The sequence below is a fragment of the Leptospira meyeri genome (assembly GCF_004368965.1).
In the GTDB taxonomy this organism is placed as follows: Bacteria; Spirochaetota; Leptospiria; order Leptospirales; family Leptospiraceae; genus Leptospira_A; species Leptospira_A meyeri.
The window spans coordinates 1405587-1426147 of the sequence record NZ_SORO01000001.1 but is presented as its reverse complement, the minus strand read 5'-3'; the positions used below and the strand labels follow the sequence as shown (position 1 = coordinate 1426147).

Sequence of the window (20561 nt, the reverse complement as noted above, 5' to 3'; positions counted from 1 at the left end):
AGTTTCAGCTTCCTAAAAAAACGCAACCTTTTCTTACTGAAAGGTTTGACTTACTGAACCTCTCCGTACATATGGTAATTACTCCTGGTGATTATGGAGAGAAGGCCATACCCGTTCCCATTCCGAACACGGAAGTCAAGCTTCTCATCGCCGATGGTACTATTGGGTTCGCTCAATGGGAGAGTAGGACATTGCCGGGTTAGCACTAATAACTCTTTAGAAAGCGTTCACGAAAGTGAGCGCTTTTTTTGTTTGTGGAGCGTTTTGTGATCCGGCTAATGTCCGCGACTTTTGGCTACGCTCCGCTGCTTCGCCCGCCAAAGTCGCCTGCTCGTTCCCTATGGGTCACTGCGCAGGATTGCGGGTTAAAATCTTTTTCTTATCTATTAATATAAAAAACCCAAATCATACCGCTAGTCACCAGTTGTTCGCGAAATGACAGACTTGCGACCCATAGGGAGCAAGGCTCGGACACTCGCCCGCGGTAGCGGAAAAGCGAGTGGGGGTGGAAGTAGGACATTGCCTCTGTTAGCACTAATAACTCTTTAGAAAGCGTTCATGAAAGTGAGCGCCTTTTTTATTTGTGGAGCGTGGTGTGAGCCGGCTAATGTCCGCGACTTTTGGCTACGCTCCGCTGCTTCGCCCGCCAAAGTCGCCTGCTCGTTCCCTATGGGTCACTGCGCAGGATTGCGGGTTAAAATTTTTTTCTTATCTATTAATATAAACCCCAATCATACCACTAGTCACCAGTTGTTCGCGAAATGAGTAAGGGTTTCGACGGGATAGGTCCTTGTTAGGTGGCATTAGATAATTCTATCGAATACTTAATGTTTTTTTGTGATTTTATTTTGAAGTATATTTTTCTTGTATGGGTTGGATTACATGATGGATCGAAATAAATTAGGATGCGCTTTCTGGGAAGTTCTGTGATTTCGACGTTAGCCATCCTCGGTTGAAATTCAAATTGGTATTTTTCTTCAGGAAATTTTGGATAAATATTTTCTCTTTTCCCTCTTAGAAGGACGAATTTGATATAATCGTAACGATAAATTTCATATTTGGTCGCAATACAATCAGGATTATCAATTTCGATTTCATTTAGCCTATTTAAATCTTCTAATCCGTTTTCTGCGAAGACGTCGATGATGAATGCGAAATTGGATATTTTAATATCTTTAGAAATTTTTTCCAAGTTTTTATTAAAGTTTGGATTTAGTGAGGAAAAGTTATTTATATCAAACAAAGCTAATTCTAAATTTTCATTGCTCAGTTTAAAAACATATAATTTATATTTACTATTGTCGGTTGGATTTTTGGTCTCATTGATCGTGACTGCTAAATCTGAGTTGATGCCAGGTGAAAGTATATATCGAGTGCAATTTGAAAATAAAACAAGAAACAATATTGGATATGTAAGTTTCATAGCAGTAGTGATCCCCGATTGTAATTATTAAATATCTCTTATAGCGAACTATGCAAGAAATAGTTTGGCATTATGATTTGATAAGAATCGATTCCATTCCATTCCATTCCATTCAGTTTTCTAATAAATCTGTAGCTGTTTGGGTTCCAATTTGTTCGGCAAGTCCAATGAGGATTCCTTCCACTCCCCGAATGTAACAGAGTTTGTATATATTTTCAAATAATACAACTTCTCCTACTACTGTGGTACCGTGTTTCTTGAGTCGTGATATTAATTCTTCTAGGTTGTCCACTCTAAACATGATCCGAAGATAACCAAGCGAATTGACAGGAGCGGTTCTGTGGTCTGCGACTGTTTTCGGGGAAATAAATTGAGAGAGTTCAATGCGAGTGTGTCCATCTGGGGTAACCATCATGGCAATCTCTACTTCCTGATCCTTAAGTCCTGTGACTTTCCCTGCCCACTCGCCAGCAACGACCATACGGCCTTCCAGTGTTAACCCGATTTCTTGGAAAAAAGAAATGGCATTGTCGAGTGATTCAACAACAATACCGACATTATGCATTTCTAGTAGTTTGCTTTTTGCCATGACTTCCTTTTTGTCTGAAGTCTAAAAAGGTCAAGATGATTTATATCTGTCGCGATTTTAATAATGAATCCCTTTCAATCTCAGGGATTTAAATCTAAAGGATAAGTTTTTATGAGTGGAATTGACTAAAAAAGATTCAAGATGATGGAGGTGAGCCCTTAATTACTTTTGTTTCGAAAGGGAATAGTGACGGTTCGATTAGTAAATCGAATTTTGGAGAATAGAAAAAATGTTCAATATTGCTATTCTTTACAATTATATTTATGAATGGGTATAAACCTGCCAATTTTGCCTTCAATGGAAAATCGGTTTCCGATTGGCAAATCAACATAATGTAGTAATATGTTGCATTCCAGCTATCTAATAAGTGACTATCTTCTTTCAATTCACTCATACTTTCATATTCTTTGTAATATGAAACCTTTGAATCATCTATTTTATATCCATCAAAGGCAAAATTAGTTTCGATTAATGAAATCATAACTCTTTCTTCTGAGCTTGAAATTCTTTCGTAATTTAAACCATGAATGGTATGAATTAAGGTCAACTTTTCTACTCTATCTCCACAGAGGAACTAACAGTTGCTTTGAAAAGTTGTATGACATCCATTCCTTCCGGAAGGACTAAGTGTCCATCGATGGCAAGAGAGGCGATTCCATGTACAGTGGCCCAAGCACCAAGTGCTCTTGCATGAGCTATTTTTTTACTAACCTTTTCATTCGCAAAAGCAGCAAACAACAAACGAAAGGGGCGCTGAGAACTCACCCATATCTCTCTTTCAATTGTCTCGGAACCCTTTTTTTTTCCCAAATCAATTTGGTTCATCATCAAACGGTAAAGGTTGGGGCTTGCGATGGCAAAATGGATGTATTCCACACCATAATGATAAGCCATCATTCTACCATGAACATTCGGATGTTTTTTTTGGGCCTTCAGCATATTGGCTGCCAGTTCATCATACCCAGATGCGGCAACTGACTGGAGTAGTTCTTGTTTCCCTTTAAAATGTGCATAGGGGGCCATATGTGTGACACCAATGGCGGAGGCTATGGACCGTAAAGAAAGGGCATCGGCCCCTTGTTTTTGTAATAAACTTCGTGCGGCAGAGATGAGGGCAGGGCGAAGGTCTCCGTGATGGTAGGAAGTCGTTTGTTTGTCTATTTTCTCTTTTTTCCCGGCCATTACAACCTAGTAGGCTCCCATGCTTCACTGGTAAAGCCTTTTCGGTAAAGGTTTAAAAGATAAGTAATTCGAGCCTGTTTTTAATGGGTGGGTGATTTTTTAAAAAATGGATCAGAAAAATGTTTGCAATCTTTACAGTGTAAAGATTGGGTGTTCTTCATAAGGATTACCTTGGGGAGAATGAAAAATGCTTCATTATGACACTGTTGTAATTGGTGCCGGTAACGCCGGTTTAATGGCAGCCACTCGATTGCAGCGAGAAGGTTCAAAAACTTTGTTACTGGAAAGGCATAATGTCCCTGGCGGGTGTGCCACTTCCTTTGTGAGAGGGGATTTTGAATTTGAAGTGGCTCTTCACCAACTGAGTGGGGTTGGAACGGAATCAAATCCTTTCATCATGCGTCGTGTATTTGAAGAACTTGGTGTTCTGGATAAGATAGATCTAGTTCAAGAAGAAGAACTCTATCGTATCGTAATCCCTGGAAAATTAGATGTTACATTACCTGCCGACTGGGAAGAATTAAAAAACCACTTAAAGAGTCTTTTTCCAGAAGAAGAGAATTCGATTGATCGTTTTTTTGCTCTTAGTGAAGCCGTTGTCAATGAATATTATTTTGTGTTACCAAGGGTCAGATTATCTAATGATCAAGAAAAAATTCGAACAAAGTGTCCTACTTTTTCAGCATATGGACTTCGTTCTACAACTGATGTTCTAAATGAATTTTTTAAAAATGAAGACTTAATCAGTGTAATCACACCTTATTGGAGTTATGTTGGAATACCTACGACGGATTTGGTGTTTGCTGAATTCATCGGTATGGTATATTTTTATTGTGTTTATAAACCTTGGCATATCAAAGGTGGCTCCCAAATGCTTTCGAGTGCACTTCTTACTTCCTTTGAAGAAGCCGGTGGAGAAGTTCGCTTCCATTGTGCGGCGGAAAAAATCCTTACGGAACATGGTGTAGTGCGAGGGGTTCTTTTGGAAACAGGAGAAACTGTCAGTTGTGATGCCGTTGTTTCCAATGCTAGTCCTCTCCTCACTTATCATGAAATGTTGGATTTAGAAACTCCTCCTTCTGTTTTAAAAGATTTCCAATCAAGACGAATGGGTGTTTCGGCAGTTTGTTTATATTTGGGTTTGGATTGTTCTCCTGAAGAATTAGGATTCACAACTGCTTCGACCTTTGTGATGACAACAGCTAACTCAAAAGTCACAGAAGACCGCATGTATACTTTGGATGCTCCCGATTGGGGGATGGTCACTTGTTATAATTATATCGATGAGGAATTGGCCCCAAAAGGAAAATCAGTCGTCACTCTTGTTGCATTACAATATGGAGAGGCTTGGAAGGATGTACAACCGGAACAATATATTTCCACAAAATATGAGTTTGGTGATAAACTTATCAAACTTGTTGAGATGGCATACCCTAAAATCAGAGCACATATTGAAAAAGCAGAAGTGGCCACACCAATGACGATGATGCGTTATCTAAATACACCAGGTGGTGCCATTTATGGGTTCAAACAAAATTTACAAGATGGTCATCTATTCCGTGAACCTTTGGATGCGATTGATGGACTTTATTCAGCCAGCAGTTGGACAAGTATGGGCGGCTTCCAACCAACGTATTTGAATGGTTACAATACGGCGCGGAAGATTATGAAACGGTCGAAGATTCTTCGTAAATCAAATACAACTGCTTCCACTCAATGAACAATTTAGGATTTGAATGAATCGATCGACTCGGATGGATAGGAAATAGAATATGTTAGATAACAACAAAAAATTAGAAACAAACATTTTGAACTCTGTGGTTGGGTTTAAGGAAGCAGTTTTAAAAAAAGAGGAGCTTGAAACAAATGGCTCAAACTTTAAAGAAGAGAAAGGCCTTGTCCGAGAAAAAATAAATAGCCTTCATCCAAAACGACTAAAACTACGTGTAGAAGAAATTCGAGTGGATACTCCTTCCACAAAAACCTTAAAAATGGTCTCTGTCGATGGTAAAAAATTGCCTCCCTTCCAAGCAGGACAGTACATCAATTTATTTGTTTCTCTTTCGGGTGTCTTGACTGCGAGACCTTATTCGATTTCTTCTTCACCAAAAGATCTAAACTCGTATGAATTGACCATCAAACGAGCAGAAGGTGGTTTTGTGAGTCCTTATCTATTAGATGAAGTTAAGATTGGACAAGAATTTGAATCTACAGGACCAATGGGTTCTTTTCATCACAATCCTCTTTTTCATGGTTTGGATCTGGTATTCCTTGCTGGTGGATCAGGGATTGCACCCGCGATGAGTATGTTAAAATCGTTTTTATCTTCAGACGAAAACTTTCGATTCCATATTATCTACTCTAATAGTTATGAAGATGATGTTATTTTTATTGAGGAACTTCGTAACTTAGCTGCTGCCCATCCAAACTTTATTTTGACCGAGTTCCTTTCTCGGGAAGTCAGTCCTAATTTTAAAGGATACCGTGGTCGATTGGATTATAAAACATTACAAACCTTACTGCAAAATCCTCCATCTAAGATGTATTATGTCTGTGGCCCCACTCCTTTTAATGAACATGTAGCAAAACTTCTTTTTGAACTTGGAGTGAGATCGGGACGGATCTTAATCGAAAGTAATGGCCCACCTGCAAGACCCGATACAATGGATGGTTGGCCGAATTCGGTTCTTCCAACGAAAGAAGTGAAGATCAAAGTAGGAAACAACCAAGCTTTCCAGGCGAAAGTTGGAGAGCCACTCCTGAATAGTTTAGAAAGAAATGGATATTTTACAGAAAATGCCTGTCGATCGGGCGAATGTAGTTTGTGCAGAGTGAAACTGAAATCAGGAGAAGTATTCAGTCCCCAAGAAGCCAAAATTCGCAAGTCCGATAAAAAGTTTGGATGGATTCACTCTTGTGTTGCCTTTCCTGTTACCGATATAGAGATTCAACTATAAAAACTTTTTCACGGATCTGTTGGTGTTTGTGCGATGAAAAAAACTTATTTCGTTTGAGGACTTTTTTCATAATTTTAGTAGAATAATAGACTTTTCTTTGTTCCTGGATAGATAATTAATTTGTTCAGGATCAATCTCATTCGATGAAGCTAAAATTTTACAAATTCTATTCCGTTCTTGTTTTGTTGTTTCTTCTTTCGAATTCGATTTTTATCAAACCAGATCGAGATGTTTTGTTTTATGATGAAACAAATTATTTAGAAGCAGGAAATCAGAAATTTGCTTTTGTTGATTCTGCCATTTATCAGCTTCATTATAAAATTTTATCCAATTTTATAAAGGATCCAATTGATCGATATTTCATTAACTATCAATTTTTAGTATTTCTTTTTGGCGTTTGTTTCCTTTTTGTAGCACGATCAAAAAAGGAATTAATCCTAATTGTAACTTTCCTAATTCTTCTCTTTTCAAGTCGATTTTTATCAGACCTTTGGCCCTTTATTACTTTGTTATCTAGTATATGGTTAGTATTCTTATACACTTCGTTTCGTTCGAATTATGATTTCCTCTCGATTGTCTTTTGTTTTCTCCTCGTATACACAAGAGTGGAGTTTCTTTACGTATACTATTTATTATTTTTTCTAATTTTATATAAGTCATGGGGAGATAAGGAAAAAAAGAAACTATTACTTTTTAAGATCTTTTTATATTCTTTTGGATTCATTGTCATTTTTACTCATAATCCCAGTGATGGTACAAGGTCCTATAATGCTTTTTGTCAACACTATGCATTCTCGCAATTTGTAAGAAAGCTTTATGTTGAAGATCCTTGGACAACATGCGATTTACTCTTAGCAAAGGATTTTGGGAATGCAAAAGATCTTTTGGATCTTTGGATGTTGAATCCTAAACACCTTGGACTCCATCTTTTTCACAATTTGGATTTATTTTTAAAGAAAATTCAAGAATTGTTTTTAGTTCCGCCTTTTGTGAGTTTTGGTTTAATACTCTTGTTTATATTCTTTGAGACAAAGGACTTCATTCGAATTTGTTTCCAAAGAAATAAAAGAAAAATCGCAACCCATTTGCTTCTTTATGTTTTGCTCAGCATTAGTTTGATTACGATTTTATTTATTTTCCCAAGGGAACATTATATCTTGCACTTTTTAGTCTCAATAGTGCTTTTGTTGATTCAGCAAAGAAACTTTAATAGAATCCTTCGATCTTTGCAATCCAATCCAATTTGGTTGTATTCTATAGTGGCCGTCTTTTTGGTGGTTCTTCTATCTTTTTATTTGCAGAAAGCAAAGATCATTCGATCTGAGGCTCTCCGTAATCCATGTAGTAACGTATTTACAATCCAAGTGTTACGGAATTTAGAGTTAAAAAAATATCATATTTTGGCATTTGATGGAAGTGTCTGCGCCTATCTCCCGAACACCAGCTGTAAACAATTTCACATTTCTGATAAAAATATAAGTTTTGATGAATTTTTAGAACAAAATAAAATCAACGTATTAATTCTTTCTGAACATTGGGATCGGGATCAGAAGTATATTAAGGATGTCGAATATCAATTTTTCATTTCCCATCCTTACAAAACAAAAACAACTGGTGACCAATTTGAACTAAATCAATTTTCCTTATGCTCTAACCGAAAAATTTTATTAAAAAAAGAAACAAAGTATTGATCCTGGAATTTTTTCATTGCTACAAATTTTGTTTATTTTTAGTTTAAACAAAAAATATTAGATTTGGTTATGCGATACTTTTTATTAGTTTTTCTTTCCTTTTTGTTTATCATTTGCCCTTTGTTTGCTGATGAATCTTCTGACAAAGACACTATTTCTCCAAATGCAGAACCACAACGAACGAAGTATTTTTCCATCAATCCGGGAGTAATGATTGAAAGCGTTACCGTTGATATTTCAGGAAGAAATCGAAATGCAACAATGACACAGGAAGGTCCAGGGAAAGTTTCTTGGATGTTGGATATCAAATCTGCTGATTATCAGATTACAAAGTATTTTGGTATTAACCTTCTTTTACATAACTCAAATTTTTATCTTGATCGTCAGTTTGTGTCAAAACTACCTTCAGTCGATTCTCCATCGTCATCAACAAGTGGAAGTTCATCCAGTTCCAGTGGAACAAATTCCGGTCCCAATCAAAACAATCGGGTAAAAGATGATTTGGATACAAATGTCGAAGGCACCTACTCTATGTTAGTTCCTATTTTTTATATTGGTAATCCTGAAACATTTCGGTTTGGATTTGGGTTAGGTCCCGCAAAGGTCCGAATGCGGGGGAATGCTGATTTTCAAGATCCGGGCACTGGTTTAGCTCTAGCACTTTCGAATCGAGGCAACCGGGCCGATTTTTTAAATAATGTCAGCGCCATACAGTTTGCCTCCGGAAACATCAATCCTAACGATGATCCCACACTTTCTTATCTTTTGGCTAATTTAGGGACTGGAAACAATTTGGAACTTCTTGGATATTATTTTGCGAGCAATGGTTTACTTCGACCTGACCTAACAGCACTCAGTGCATTTTCAACAGGAAGATATACAGCGGTTGAGTCTATGGCTTTAAGTAGTTTGTTTCGAAACCAAATCAATATTAATTCTAATGCAAGGTTTGCATTTATGTTTTATGTCGAAACTCCACAATTTATGGGACTTCGTGGCCGTCTTTCTTTTGGTGGTCCAATCGTCAAAGAAAACGGTTACACATACGAAATGAGAACCTTTCATATTGCAATGTATATGCCTTTAGAGTTTTAAGTTTTAGTTTATATTGTATAAATTTTTATTGAGTCAAACCTTTGTTGCTTGTTATTGGATGTAGAGGTAATTCAAATAATGAAACGTAGTCTCATTTTTTTTCTAATGATCATGTCCGCATTTACTGGTTCTGTATTTGCGCAAGGAAAAGTGGATGGAAATACATTACGATTAAAAGGTGCTTTATTTCTTGGTAGCCTTCGTCCCGACTTTGAAAAAAGAAATTTTTATAGCGACATCGTTGGTTTGGAATACAACCAGGACTGGCAAAACAATCGTGGGATGACCTTTATTAATGATTTAGGGTTCGACTACTTCCATTCCTTGAATGCAGGAATCTTAAGTAATGTTTTTTTAGGCTTACACCTAAACCGGTTTGGTCGTGGTTATGAATGGAATTCGTATTACGCAAACGGCTTGGGTATCAAAGATGCCGACTATCGTCTGCTCTATTCTGACATCAACATTGGATTTACACTTTCACCTGTTTCCAATTTTCGAATCCTACCCAAATATGTTTTACGAAGTGTTGGCCAATCTTTGGAGGGAAGTTACCTCGGTGTAGGTGCTCCTGTCTACTTGGGGCAAGATACAAAAACGGCAACGGGAACTTCTGGCCTTCTCGGAGTTGGTTTTGAATTCGATTTAAACGAACGAGCTACACTCTTTGCTGATTTCTTAATTTATGGACCTTTCCTCTTAAACTCTACCGGTACTTATAATTCAGAACAGTTCCGAATTTATAATAATGGAATTGTATATAACTATGCCAGCGGTGGTTACACTTTTTATTCTGAGAAGATCAGTGTAGGTGGAAGCATTGTCGTTGTGCCTAGGCTTCGTTTGTTTGCAAGTTTTGAAAGTGAAAGGATGACTGCTAAGTCCCAAAGTCCCATTGCTTTCAGTGTTTCTGAAAACGGAATCAGTAGTCTGGGGACTTTAATGGAATTTGTATCTGCAACAGCAGAACACAATATCCTCGTCTCTGGATTAAAATTTGGTGTGACTTACGATTTAAATTTGTAAATTTTCTTTTAAATAAACTTGCAAATCCAGCACACTTAGAAGTAATGGTAATTACTCCTGGTGATTATGGAGAGAAGGCCATACCCGTTCCCATTCCGAACACGGAAGTCAAGCTTCTCATCGCCGATGGTACTATTGGGTTCGCTCAATGGGAGAGTAGGACATTGCCGGGTTAGCACTAATAACTCAATAAAAAAAGCCAGCCGAAAGGTTGGCTTTTTTATTATACAGAGTAAAATCCATTGGGCGAACCCAATAGTACCGCTAGTGACTAATTGTTCGCGAAATGACAGACTTGCGACCCATAGGGAGCAAGGCGCAGGGCTCGCCCGCGGTAGCGGAAAAGCGAGTGGGGGGTGGAAGTAGGACATTACCTCTGTTAGCACTAATAACTCTTTAGAAAGCGTTCACGAAAGTGTGCGCTTTTTTTGTTTGTGGAGCGTTTTGTGATCCGGCTAATGTCCGCGACTTTTGGCTACGCTCCGCTGCTTCGCCCGCCAAAGTCGCCTGCTCGTTCCCTATGGGTCACTGCGCAGGATTGCGGGTTAAAATCTTTTTCTTATCTATTAATATAAAAAACCCAAATCATACCGCTAGTCACCAGTTGTTCGCGAAATGACAGACTTGCGACCCATAGGGAGCAAGGCAAGGACACTCGCCCGCGGTAGCGGAATAGTGAGTGGGGGTGGAAGTAGGTCATTGCCGTTAGCGCTTATCACTCAATAAAAAAAGCCAGCAGCAAGGTTCACGTTTGGTCCATTCAAATAACTTAATTTTCTAAAAAACCTATCAACGACGAGTCTTATCGAATGGAAGAGGTGTCCTTCTGAAAATACGTAGATTCACCCATATCTACGAATTGTCGGTTATCGCTTGCACTTTTTTCGTAGGGAGTTTTTGTGATTTGGGTAATGGAAAATTTAATTCCGAGCGAGGTGTATTCTTCGCTAATTTTACAATATCTCTATGACGCAGTAATTGTCACAGATATGGAATTCCGAATCATAAATTGGAATTTAGCCGCTGAACGTATTTATGGATTCACGGCAAAAGAAGTGATCGGACAATCTACCGTTTCCATTTTAAAAACGGAACAAAATGAAACCACAAGAGAAGGTCGGATTTCGGAACTCCAAACCAAGGGAATTTGGCAAGGCGAAGTATACCAATACAACAAAAATTTGCAGAAATTGAAAATTCGATCTGCAGCCAGTTTTTTAAAAGATAAATCTGGACAAACAATTGGACTGATTGCGATCAACCGTGACATTACGGAAGAAAGTAAGTTCCAAGAAGAACTGGCAGATCGCGAAGAACGATTCCGCATGAGTTTTGATAATGCTGGAGTTGGAGTTTGTCTTCTGGATTTAGATGGACGTTTTGTCAGAGTGAATAAAAAACTAGAATCGATGTTAGGTTACGAATCATACGAACTCATCGGACGAAGGTCAAATGAGTTTGCTTATGAAGAAGACAAACAAGTTTTTGATTCATTTCGAGAATTGGCCCTCAGTGGTTCGAAAGAGAATATGATTTATGAAAAACGGTTTTTTTCGAAAAATCAAAATATTTTGTGGGTGGAGATTTCTAATACTTTAGTGAAGGATCGAAGTGGAAAACCTTCCTATTTTGTAGTTCACTTAAACGATATTACAGATCGAAAAAATGCTGAGTTACATCTTCTCAATGCCAAAAAAGAAGCGGAAAGGGCCAATCAAGCAAAATCAGAATTTGTTGCGAATATGAGTCACGAGATTCGGACTCCTTTGAATGGAGTGATCGGGTTTAATGAATTATTACTAACTACTAATTTAACTTCAGACCAGAGGGAGTATGTGCAAAATGCAATCAGCAGTGCACACGGACTTTTGGGTATCATCAATGATATTTTGGATTTTTCAAAAATTGAAGCTGGAAAATTGGTTTTGAATGAAGTGACATCCAGTTTGGAACAAATCATCAACGATTCGTTAGGTGTTCTCAAATGGAAAGCCAATGAAAAGGGAATTGATCTCAAACTCGAAGTTGGACTTGAATTGCCAAAAATTATTTTGGTAGATGCGACTAGGTTACGCCAGATTCTAATTAATCTGCTTGGGAATGCTGTGAAATTCACAGAAATAGGCGGAGTTGTATTAAAAGTGAGTGCGGCCCAAGCCTCACCCCAAAAAACAAAATTGGAATTTATCATTACCGATACTGGAATCGGAATTTCGGAAGAACAAAAATCTCATCTTTTTCAATCCTTTTGGCAAGGAGAATCTAATTCAACAAGAAGGTATGGCGGGACTGGTCTTGGGCTTCGCATCACAAAATCTTTGTTAGATTTGATGGGAGGAGAAATTGAGGTCCAATCCAAATTGGGAGTTGGAACAGAATTTCGATTTGTGATTGAATGTAGTGCTGAGGGGCAAACTCCAAACCAAATGGTGGCTTTGGAAAATGAACTAGATAAGGATTTTGTTTCCAATAGAAACCACCCAAAACTAAATGAAATTTCACCAAAAATTTTGGTGGTAGAAGACAATGAAATGAATCGTAACCTGCTAAAACGTATGATTCTGAAATACATCCCCAAAGCCAAAATTGTGGAAGCCGTGGATGGACTCGAGGGAGTTCGTTTCTTCCGTGATTTAATTCCTGATTTAGTTTTTATGGATGTTCAAATGCCAAATATGGATGGATTAGAAGCAGTCACAGAAATTCGCAAACAACCATCTGGTCATTCCGTTCCCATTGTTGCACTCACCGCAGGTGCCTTGTATGAAGAACGAAAAAAATGTTTTGATGTGGGAATGGACCAATTTTTGACCAAACCGATCGATATTTTAGCCCTCAATCAAATTCTATTTCACTATTTGAATCAATAGACCTTCGAATAGAGTAGCAAAAACTAATCCAACCAGTCATTTTGTCCAAAATGAGACGATTTCCTTTTTTAGCTTATCTTGGTCCAGGCCTTCTTTATGCAGGAGCTGCCGTTGGTGTTTCCCATCTTGTGCAATCGACTCGGGCTGGTGCCGTATATGGATACGGATTACTTTTCGTTGTTCTATTTGCTAATTTGATCAAATATCCTTTTTTTGTCGTCGGAACCAGATATACCATCATTACCGGTAAATCGTTGTTAGATGGGTATGAATCATTGGGTCGACTGCCAGTGTGGATTTTTTTTCTAATTTCCGTTGGAACAATGTGTATTATAGTCGCTACTATAACGCTTGTCACATCAGGATTATTTTCCAATCTTCTTGGTATTTCAATGGAACCTTGGTTACTTTGTTCCATAATTCTAATATTCTGTTTTCTTTTACTTGCGATTGGTAAATTTGCTGCTTTAGACGGCCTTATGAAATGGATAGTCGTTTTGTTAACCATTTCAACTATCGTTGCCATGGTCCTTTCCTTTTATGCAGGAATTCCCAAATTAGAAACAGCCGGAAAAACTTTTTCAATTTCGGAACTTGGAGACGTAGCCTTCCTAATTGCCCTTATGGGTTGGATGCCAATTCCTATTGAAGCTGCGGTATGGCAGTCAGATTGGACCTTAGCGAAAAAAACACCCGATGGCAAACTTCCTCCTATGAAATATGCGATGATCGATTTTAATATTGGTTATATTGGGACAACCTTACTTGCTGTTTGTTTTTTGGCACTCGGTGCAAACATGATGTACAATACGGGAGCGGAGTTTTCTTCACAGGCAGTGAGTTTTGCTTCAGAACTTGTTAAGTTGTATACAACGGCCATTGGTTCCTGGTCTTACCCCATTATTTTGATTGCTGCATTTTTTACAATGTTCTCTACAACACTGACTTGTTTTGATGCTTATCCCAGGGTGGTTTCTAACGCAAGCCGCAGATTGTTCAAATCGTTGGAAAAATTTCCCACTGAAAAATTGTATTGGTATTGGATCCTTCTTGTAGGTGTGGGTTCCATTTTGATTTTGCTTTTTTTTAGAACCAATATGAAGAGTTTGGTGGATTTTGCGACTACAGTTTCTTTTTTGAATGCGCCAGTGCTTGCTCTTATTCATCATTTGATTTGATTTGGAAAAGAGATTCCCAAAGAACAAAGACCAAAACCTTGGATGAATTTACTTTCATGGTTTGGCATTTTGTTTTTATTTGGATTCTCCATCTATTATATCAATATTACTTTTCTTTAAAGTATGAAGAGCGAGAAAACACACTCTATGTTTTTTTCGCTCTCTCCGCTTTTTTATTTAATTCTTTCGATTCTTTTTTTTCGATTTGTATGGATTGTTCCATACCCTCATCCTCTAGCTTTGTTGGTTGCTGGTCTCATTGCTTTTTTGCAACGAAGGTATCGAAAGTCTGTATTTTTAAAATCATCTTTTCGCAAAAATTTTTTCTCTGTATTACCGGCAATGGAGATTCTTTTTTTTGTTGGCATGCTCATCGCATCTTGGGCTTATTCAGGAGTACTTTTAACAATGATTCAGGCAGGAATTTTGTTTTTGCAGCCTGATTATTTTTTGCCTTCGTTGGCAGTTGTTGCAGCCATTGCCGCTATGGTTTCTGGTTCTTCTTGGACCACTGCTGGTACATTGGGTGTTGCACTCATGGGAGTTGCCGAAGTCATTTCGTTTCCAGGAACGATGGCAGCTGGAGCTATTGTTTCAGGCTGTTATTTTGGAGATAAATTGTCCCCTCTTTCTGATACAACCAATTTGGCATCCAGTTTAACTCATGTTCCTATCTGGAAACATATCCAACATATGTTAAAGACAACATGCATTAGTTTTGGGATTGCTATATTAGGGTTTTATATTTTAAATCTTTACGTTTTGAATTCTCATGCGAATGCGGAATTATCTTTAAAACCGGGACTTATTTTTTCTCTACCTTCTTCCAGTATTTTATGGATCAAGTTAATTCCTGTGATTCTTGTCTTCGGGTCTTCATTTTTTAAATTGCATATTAGGATTTCATTGATACTTGGAATTGTATCAGCCATTGGATTTAGTATAGTTGAACTTGGTATCCAATGGCAGATTTGGGAAACATTAGTTTTTGGTTTTGAATCAAATACTGGCAACGAGGTTTTGGATCGGTTTTTAAGTGGGGGAGGCGTGGTTGCAATTCTTCCTACGGAAATACTAATACTTTCAGCTGTTTGGTTTGGTGCGGTTGTGGAAGGATATGGTTATTTGAACGAAATACTAATCAAAATCAAAATTTGGGCAAAGGACAAATGGGACATACTTCTTTCGACTATGGCAACATCGTTCCTTTTGAATTTAGTAACGGCAGACCAATACTTATCGCTTGTAATTCCTGCTCGTGCCTTCCGAAGTTTAGCTGAGGAAAATTCCATTCCAGAAAAAGACATCTCGCGTTCATTAGAGGATTCTGGAACCATCACATCACCACTAATTCCTTGGAATAGCTGCGGTGCTTTTATGTCTACTTCGCTCGGAATTTCTGTAATGTCGTTTTTCCCTTTTGCTTTTTTTAATTTATTTCATGTGATACTTTCAGTCTCACTTCTGTTAATCGAAAAAAATAAATTTAAAAGTTCGTAGTTGAACAAACCAAGTTCATAAAACGGAAGATACTCTCTCTTCATATATTATAATAAAGTTTCTTTCTTAAATGGGTGATTTATAACTTCCATCCATGTTACCAAGAATACTAGATGAAAAAATTTTACCTTTGATCGCAGAAGCAAGAGCCAATCATGATCTTAATATTGTGAAAGAACAATTACCTATCTGGATGGTAGACCGGTTGGCTAAAAAAAGGAAAATTACGGAAGATGAAAGTTGTGAGATGGTAGTGACGATTTTGGAAGTATTTCCCAAAATGTGGATTTTGAGTCTTAACTACCATATAACCAATGTTCTTGGCTTTTTTGTTACTTATGCCTTCAATCAGTATCGGAATAGGTTCCGTCGGACTGAAATTTCTGAGTCGGGGGAGTTGTATTTACAACTATGGAACTATGATCTCCCGGCCAATGAGGAGAATCCAATCGACATTTTAGACATTGAAAACCCGCTGAAGGCGGAATTGGAAAAGTTACCAGCCCTAACGGCACTCGTTTTGTCCTTACAGTTTGATTTGCCAATGAAACAGAATCTAAAACAACTCTTGCTTTGGAAGTTACGTGAAACAAACCATGACATTGATATTTTTTATCGGGATCTAGATGAGAAACGGTTGCGACAGCGCCAAATTTTATCCCGACTTTCAGGGATGATTACGAGGTACACACGCAAACTCTATGAAGCAACGGATCAGAATCGGCGGAAATGGTATCTCAAACAAAAGAAACTCTGGATTTTACGAAGAACAAAAACAATCGATCGCAGTTTTCTTTCGGAGCGAGAGATTGCAAAGGTCTTAGGAATTTCCAGAAAGGCAGTTCGCAACCATTTGTCACAGGGAAAACATCAACTCCGAAGGGCCGGCAAAGATTTATTGTACTATGCATAAAAATTTGCTTTACATTCAGCAAAATCAAATGATCTTAATGGCAACACCACCTTCCGAAGGGTTATGAAAATCAAAGTTACTAGTAAAAACGACGTGCACATCATTAAAATTGAAGGTGCCATCAAAGCCGGAAATGAGTTCGAGCTGTCTGAAAAGATTGAACAGTACATCAAAAAAGGCCAAGTCCCTAAGTTTATTATAGATTTGAAAAAGGTTCCTTTCATCAACTCCGCTGGATTAGGAACGTTTCTAAATATTTATAAACACATCGACGGCCTGAATGGTAGACTTGTATTTGCGAACTTAAATTCCGATATCGAGAACCTAATGGAAATTACAAAACTTTCTAGCGTTTTCGAGATTTATAAAACTCTGGAAGAGGCTGAAGACTCCTTCGAATATTAATCGCACGAGGCGATTCTACTAATGAATCCAATCCTGAAGGTAAGTTTAGGAATCGCCAAAACAAAAACCTTTCGTGGACTTTTTGTCCTTTTCCTACTTTATAAATCTTTATTCAATGCCTTCACAGCGGATCTAATTGTTCCCAAACTTGTATCTCGTTTTACATTGGGAAAAATGGAGGGGAACTTTCGTAGTTTTTCTCTGTTTTTCGGGATTGAGATAGAGGACTTTCGACTCTATCCAGGCGCTCCCTTTGAAAGCCAACCCATTGTGGAAGCAAAACGACTTTGCCTTCGTTACAACCTTCCTCTTTTGGTTTTTGGAAAACTTAAAATCTCTGAAATTGGTATGCAGAATGGAAAAATCCAAATTGAAGAAAGTTTGGGCCACTGGAATTTTGTTTCTCTCCTAAAACAAAACAAAGCAGAAAAGCAGGAACCTGCTCCGGAATCAAAAACGCCACTAAAAGAAATCAAAACCTATCTTCCGTTACAGGCAAGTGTCTACATCAATATGGATGCGGTCGAATTTCAACTAAAACGAGATACAGGTCGCTTACATTTTTTTTCTGTCCAAGATATTTCTTTGCAAACGGAATTGGAGACCAATCGATTCACATCGATTCCATTTGATCTTTCCGCACTCAATCAAATCGATCATATTCTCCTCTCTCTGAATGCCTCCAAACCAATTCCACTGGATTTAGATTCAACAGAGTTACGATGGAAACAAACAGTTCCTTTTTCTTTACGATTTGAATGGGACCGGACAGTGTCTCCCGAAATGTTTTTGTTCACAACAGACATTGGTAAGGATGATATTTTACTAGAAGTTCGGAAAAAACCAGTTCAGTTAGGCTTACGTCTGTTATCTGATATTCATTATGATAACCAATTGGATCAGATTAGATTGAACCAGTTGGATCTGAGAGTCCTTGGTCAATCTTGGCTTAGTTTTTCTGGTTCCATTTTGGATGTTTCAAAGGAAAAACCTAAAGTTGACATTGCGGTTGTACAATCCAATATGCAACTCACAGTTTTACAAAGATCACTGGATCAATTATCTGGGATTATCCCAGAAATGAAATTGTCAGGAGATCTTTCTCTGGAAGGTACAGGCATTCGTGGAGATTGGCAAAATGCAGAAGCAAATTTAAAACTAAAAGCAAATCAGTTATTCTTGAAGATGGGAAAATCCAAAGCCCATTCGATTTCTTCTGCATTAATCGACATTGGATCCCGATTGAATTTTGCCGATACCAAACTTCAAACTGCTGAGAAACCTTTCCCTTACGTAAATACCTTCGTCATGGCCCCTTCTCATATCAATTATAACGGAGCCTCGTTATCATTCTTTGGTGATTATTCGGAACCAAAAGGATTAAGCCTTCATTTAAGCACAGATAAACTTCAGTTAGGTGAATATATCTCAAACTTAGGTGGAAAACTGAAAATGGAGGCTGATGTTTTAGGAGATTCATTTGCAACACTTTCCATTCAGACAAATGCAAAAATTGACGGTTTCCGTTACCAGTTGGATCGTTCTCGTTCTCCTTCTTCTTTACTCGGCCTTAGTCTAAATGCAGATTTACTTTTTGATCGACCCTTTGGATTATCGGAAATCAAAATTACCAACTTAAGGCTCGATCAAAAAACCATCACAGGTAACAAAGCGTTGGAATTGGACCTAAAAGGGAATGTACAACTGGGTTCCCACCTTTCGGCAAACTTAGCTCCATTAAGTTTAAACGTATATACATCTAATCTTTTGCTTGTCCTTCCTTTGGTATTAAAAGAGAAAGTATCTCCGCTCCAAAATCTATTAGGAAATCATCCAAAATTAAAACTGAATGCTCGTTATTCTGGATCAGAGACTTCAAAACAAATTAAAGCAGACTTAGGTGCAGAATTACCTGGATTGGAAATGAAAGATTTGAAATTGGTTACGGATCTTTCTCTTTCTGGAAACGATACAAACGAAATTTTAATCAAAACTTTAAAAATGAATGCCTTCGGTGGTATTTTTAATTTAGCAGCAAGCGGTAAGTTAGGAAAAACGGGAAAACCAAAACCACCGTTAGGTCCTTATTTTGGCAATTTAGATTTATCTTTTGGTCTTGTATCCGCAACTAAAGAGTATCTAACCAAAGGAATTAGTTTTCAGGGAGATCTGGGGCTAAATTTAAAAATTCGTGATTATGATATTACTGGTGAATTCCATTCTAAAGTCCCGGTGATTGCTTATAACAATCAAAAATGTCCTGGGGAACATTGCAAAGCATACCTTTTGGAAGAAGTAATCGCAAAAATTCCAATCCAACATAACCTCGCACGTAATGTTGAAGATAGTTTGATTGTTGGTGATAAATCAATATTTATAAAAAACTATGGAAGAAACCAACCTGCTAACCTAACAATTGGACATGTCCTCGGAACACATCCCAGTATACCAAATTTACCATTTGAGTATGTGAAACGGCAAAAAGACGGACCAGGTCTTACTGCTTCCATTGAATATAAAGAAAATTATGCGAACATAGAATCCTTACGATCCTATTCTCTGGATGGATTGGTTCTTGGAAAAAACATGGTCTTTAACTTAGGAAATCTGGATCCTAAATCAATGGAATTTCGGGGAAATTTTCTAATAAGAGATATTGATTTAAAACAATTGATGGCTCCCAAAGTTCGAGATAAAATTGATGATGGAAAACTAAAAGCAGATCTTAACATATCGGTAAGAGATTTGAGTGAACCTGTAGCCAACCTGGATTTGTTTTTTTCCATTTTCCAAATTGGACGTGATTTTGGGAAAAGCGCTTTAAATGTTATTTCTCCGCAAAATTTCATTATTGATCGTATAACAGATAGCTATACGATCAATAAAATAGATGTGTCTTTGTCCAAGGGATTGGTTTACGCAGATGTATATTTTAATCGATCTCTGTTATCTTTGCTGGTAAATTTAGAAGATGGTAAAATTTCTCAACAGAGAATGCCTCTGGCAAATTTTTTGAAACGAGCACAAAGCGAAATCCAAACATACCAAGAGTGAGGTATTTATGAAACGTCTTATTATCTTATCCCTTTTGTTGGGATGTAAATCTTTTTTAAATCTTAAGGTTCCACCGATCACAATCACCAATGCACAAACGGCAGCCGAAAAACAAATGGTGGGAGAGGATCGAGAATTAGAAAAAGAAGGTTGGATGATAGCATCCATCCAATCTTCCTCAAACGGTAGATCAAATCGTGAAAAAATGGCAACTGAAGATTCTGACCCAGATATCAAAGCTCATCGCATTCGTTTAAATTATTTGATGCCAGAGTTAAAAAGATACAAAATGCACGGTATTGTTGGAGAAACGCCTGTTGGTCTGGTCAAGTTAAATCCTTTGGCGAGTGGTTTGCCGAGTTATGCTCAGTATGAAATCCCTGCCAAGAGGAAACGAGTGGAAGACGTGGTTTTATTCATAAATGAATCAAGAAAAATCATTTGGGAAAAAGAAATCCTTAATCAAAAGAAAAAAGGTAAAAAAGAGGAAGAGTTAATTCAATTCAAACAAACCTTGTTAGATGAGTATTATAAATCTGTTTCGGCAGGAGAATATTATGAAACAATTAATGGCAGATGGGAGAAATTCCAATGAAACCAATTCCTCGGTTTCTTTTTTCCCCAATTTTTCTTATTCTTATTCTTTTTTCAAACTGTGTCCTATTTCAGAAAAATGTT

General features: G+C 37.6%; 16 protein-coding genes and 2 rRNA genes. 14 read left to right on the top strand and 4 right to left on the bottom strand.

All coding sequences use genetic code 11. The features are described from left to right. The first annotated feature begins 83 nt into the window (after positions 1-83). A 5S ribosomal RNA gene (rrf, locus tag CLV96_RS06605) occupies positions 84-200 on the top strand. A gap of 593 nt (positions 201-793) precedes the next feature. Here rrf (CLV96_RS06605) and CLV96_RS06600 read toward each other — a convergent pair. From CLV96_RS06600 to CLV96_RS06585, 4 genes are all read right to left on the bottom strand, one after another. Continuing rightward, on the bottom strand, positions 794-1423 hold the full coding sequence (locus CLV96_RS06600) for a hypothetical protein (RefSeq protein ID WP_004784389.1): 630 nt from the start codon (positions 1421-1423) through the stop codon (positions 794-796). Positions 1424-1535: 112 nt separating this feature from the next. Then, positions 1536-2012 carry a VOC family protein gene (locus tag CLV96_RS06595; RefSeq protein WP_040917282.1) on the bottom strand — a complete coding sequence of 159 codons (477 nt, stop codon included), beginning with the start codon at positions 2010-2012 and terminating at the stop codon, positions 1536-1538. Between the two features lie 136 nt (positions 2013-2148). Then, positions 2149-2493: a hypothetical protein gene (locus CLV96_RS06590; protein WP_004786623.1), complete on the bottom strand. Its 345-nt coding sequence runs from the start codon at positions 2491-2493 to the stop codon at positions 2149-2151. 71 nt (positions 2494-2564) lie between these two features. Then, positions 2565-3194 carry a TetR/AcrR family transcriptional regulator gene (locus CLV96_RS06585; RefSeq protein WP_004786176.1) on the bottom strand — a complete coding sequence of 210 codons (630 nt, stop codon included), beginning with the start codon at positions 3192-3194 and terminating at the stop codon, positions 2565-2567. Positions 3195-3381: 187 nt separating this feature from the next. Here CLV96_RS06585 and CLV96_RS06580 point away from each other — a divergent pair, with 187 nt between their 5' ends. From CLV96_RS06580 to CLV96_RS06520, 13 genes are all read left to right on the top strand, one after another. Then, the gene (locus CLV96_RS06580; RefSeq protein WP_004785050.1) at positions 3382-4914 is read left to right on the top strand and encodes a phytoene desaturase family protein; all 1533 of its coding nucleotides are present in this window, start codon (positions 3382-3384) and stop codon (positions 4912-4914) included. A gap of 52 nt (positions 4915-4966) precedes the next feature. Beyond that, entirely contained in the window at positions 4967-6151 is a 1185-nt protein-coding gene (locus CLV96_RS06575) for an FAD-binding oxidoreductase (protein WP_004786468.1), read from the top strand. Positions 6152-6294: 143 nt separating this feature from the next. After that, positions 6295-7842 carry a hypothetical protein gene (locus CLV96_RS06570; protein WP_004785355.1) on the top strand — a complete coding sequence of 516 codons (1548 nt, stop codon included), beginning with the start codon at positions 6295-6297 and terminating at the stop codon, positions 7840-7842. A gap of 69 nt (positions 7843-7911) precedes the next feature. Beyond that, positions 7912-8937, top strand: a complete 1026-nt coding sequence (locus tag CLV96_RS06565) for a hypothetical protein (RefSeq protein WP_004784644.1) — start codon at positions 7912-7914, stop codon at positions 8935-8937. Between the two features lie 78 nt (positions 8938-9015). Further along, complete coding sequence (locus CLV96_RS06560) at positions 9016-9963, top strand: hypothetical protein (protein WP_004784666.1); 948 nt, start codon at positions 9016-9018, stop codon at positions 9961-9963. 56 nt (positions 9964-10019) lie between these two features. After that, a 5S ribosomal RNA gene (gene rrf, locus CLV96_RS06555) occupies positions 10020-10136 on the top strand. 738 nt (positions 10137-10874) lie between these two features. After that, positions 10875-12833, top strand: a complete 1959-nt coding sequence (locus CLV96_RS06550; RefSeq protein WP_040917284.1) for a PAS domain-containing hybrid sensor histidine kinase/response regulator — start codon at positions 10875-10877, stop codon at positions 12831-12833. Positions 12834-12883: 50 nt separating this feature from the next. Further along, a complete protein-coding gene (locus CLV96_RS06545; RefSeq protein ID WP_243836424.1) occupies positions 12884-14011 on the top strand; it encodes an Nramp family divalent metal transporter in 1128 nt (375 codons plus the stop codon). Positions 14012-14158: 147 nt separating this feature from the next. Beyond that, the gene (locus CLV96_RS06540; RefSeq protein WP_004784313.1) at positions 14159-15511 is read left to right on the top strand and encodes a Na+/H+ antiporter NhaC family protein; all 1353 of its coding nucleotides are present in this window, start codon (positions 14159-14161) and stop codon (positions 15509-15511) included. Positions 15512-15605: 94 nt separating this feature from the next. Then, positions 15606-16424, top strand: coding sequence for a sigma-70 region 4 domain-containing protein (locus CLV96_RS06535; RefSeq protein ID WP_004787111.1), 819 nt, complete (start codon positions 15606-15608; stop codon positions 16422-16424). 63 nt (positions 16425-16487) lie between these two features. Continuing rightward, entirely contained in the window at positions 16488-16829 is a 342-nt protein-coding gene (locus CLV96_RS06530; protein ID WP_002989181.1) for an STAS domain-containing protein, read from the top strand. A 21-nt stretch (positions 16830-16850) separates the two neighbouring features. Next, positions 16851-19883, top strand: a complete 3033-nt coding sequence (locus tag CLV96_RS06525) for an LIC_11026 family protein (protein WP_004787673.1) — start codon at positions 16851-16853, stop codon at positions 19881-19883. 7 nt (positions 19884-19890) lie between these two features. Further along, positions 19891-20478 carry a DUF1318 domain-containing protein gene (locus tag CLV96_RS06520; protein ID WP_004785098.1) on the top strand — a complete coding sequence of 196 codons (588 nt, stop codon included), beginning with the start codon at positions 19891-19893 and terminating at the stop codon, positions 20476-20478. Positions 20479-20561 lie beyond the last annotated feature (83 nt).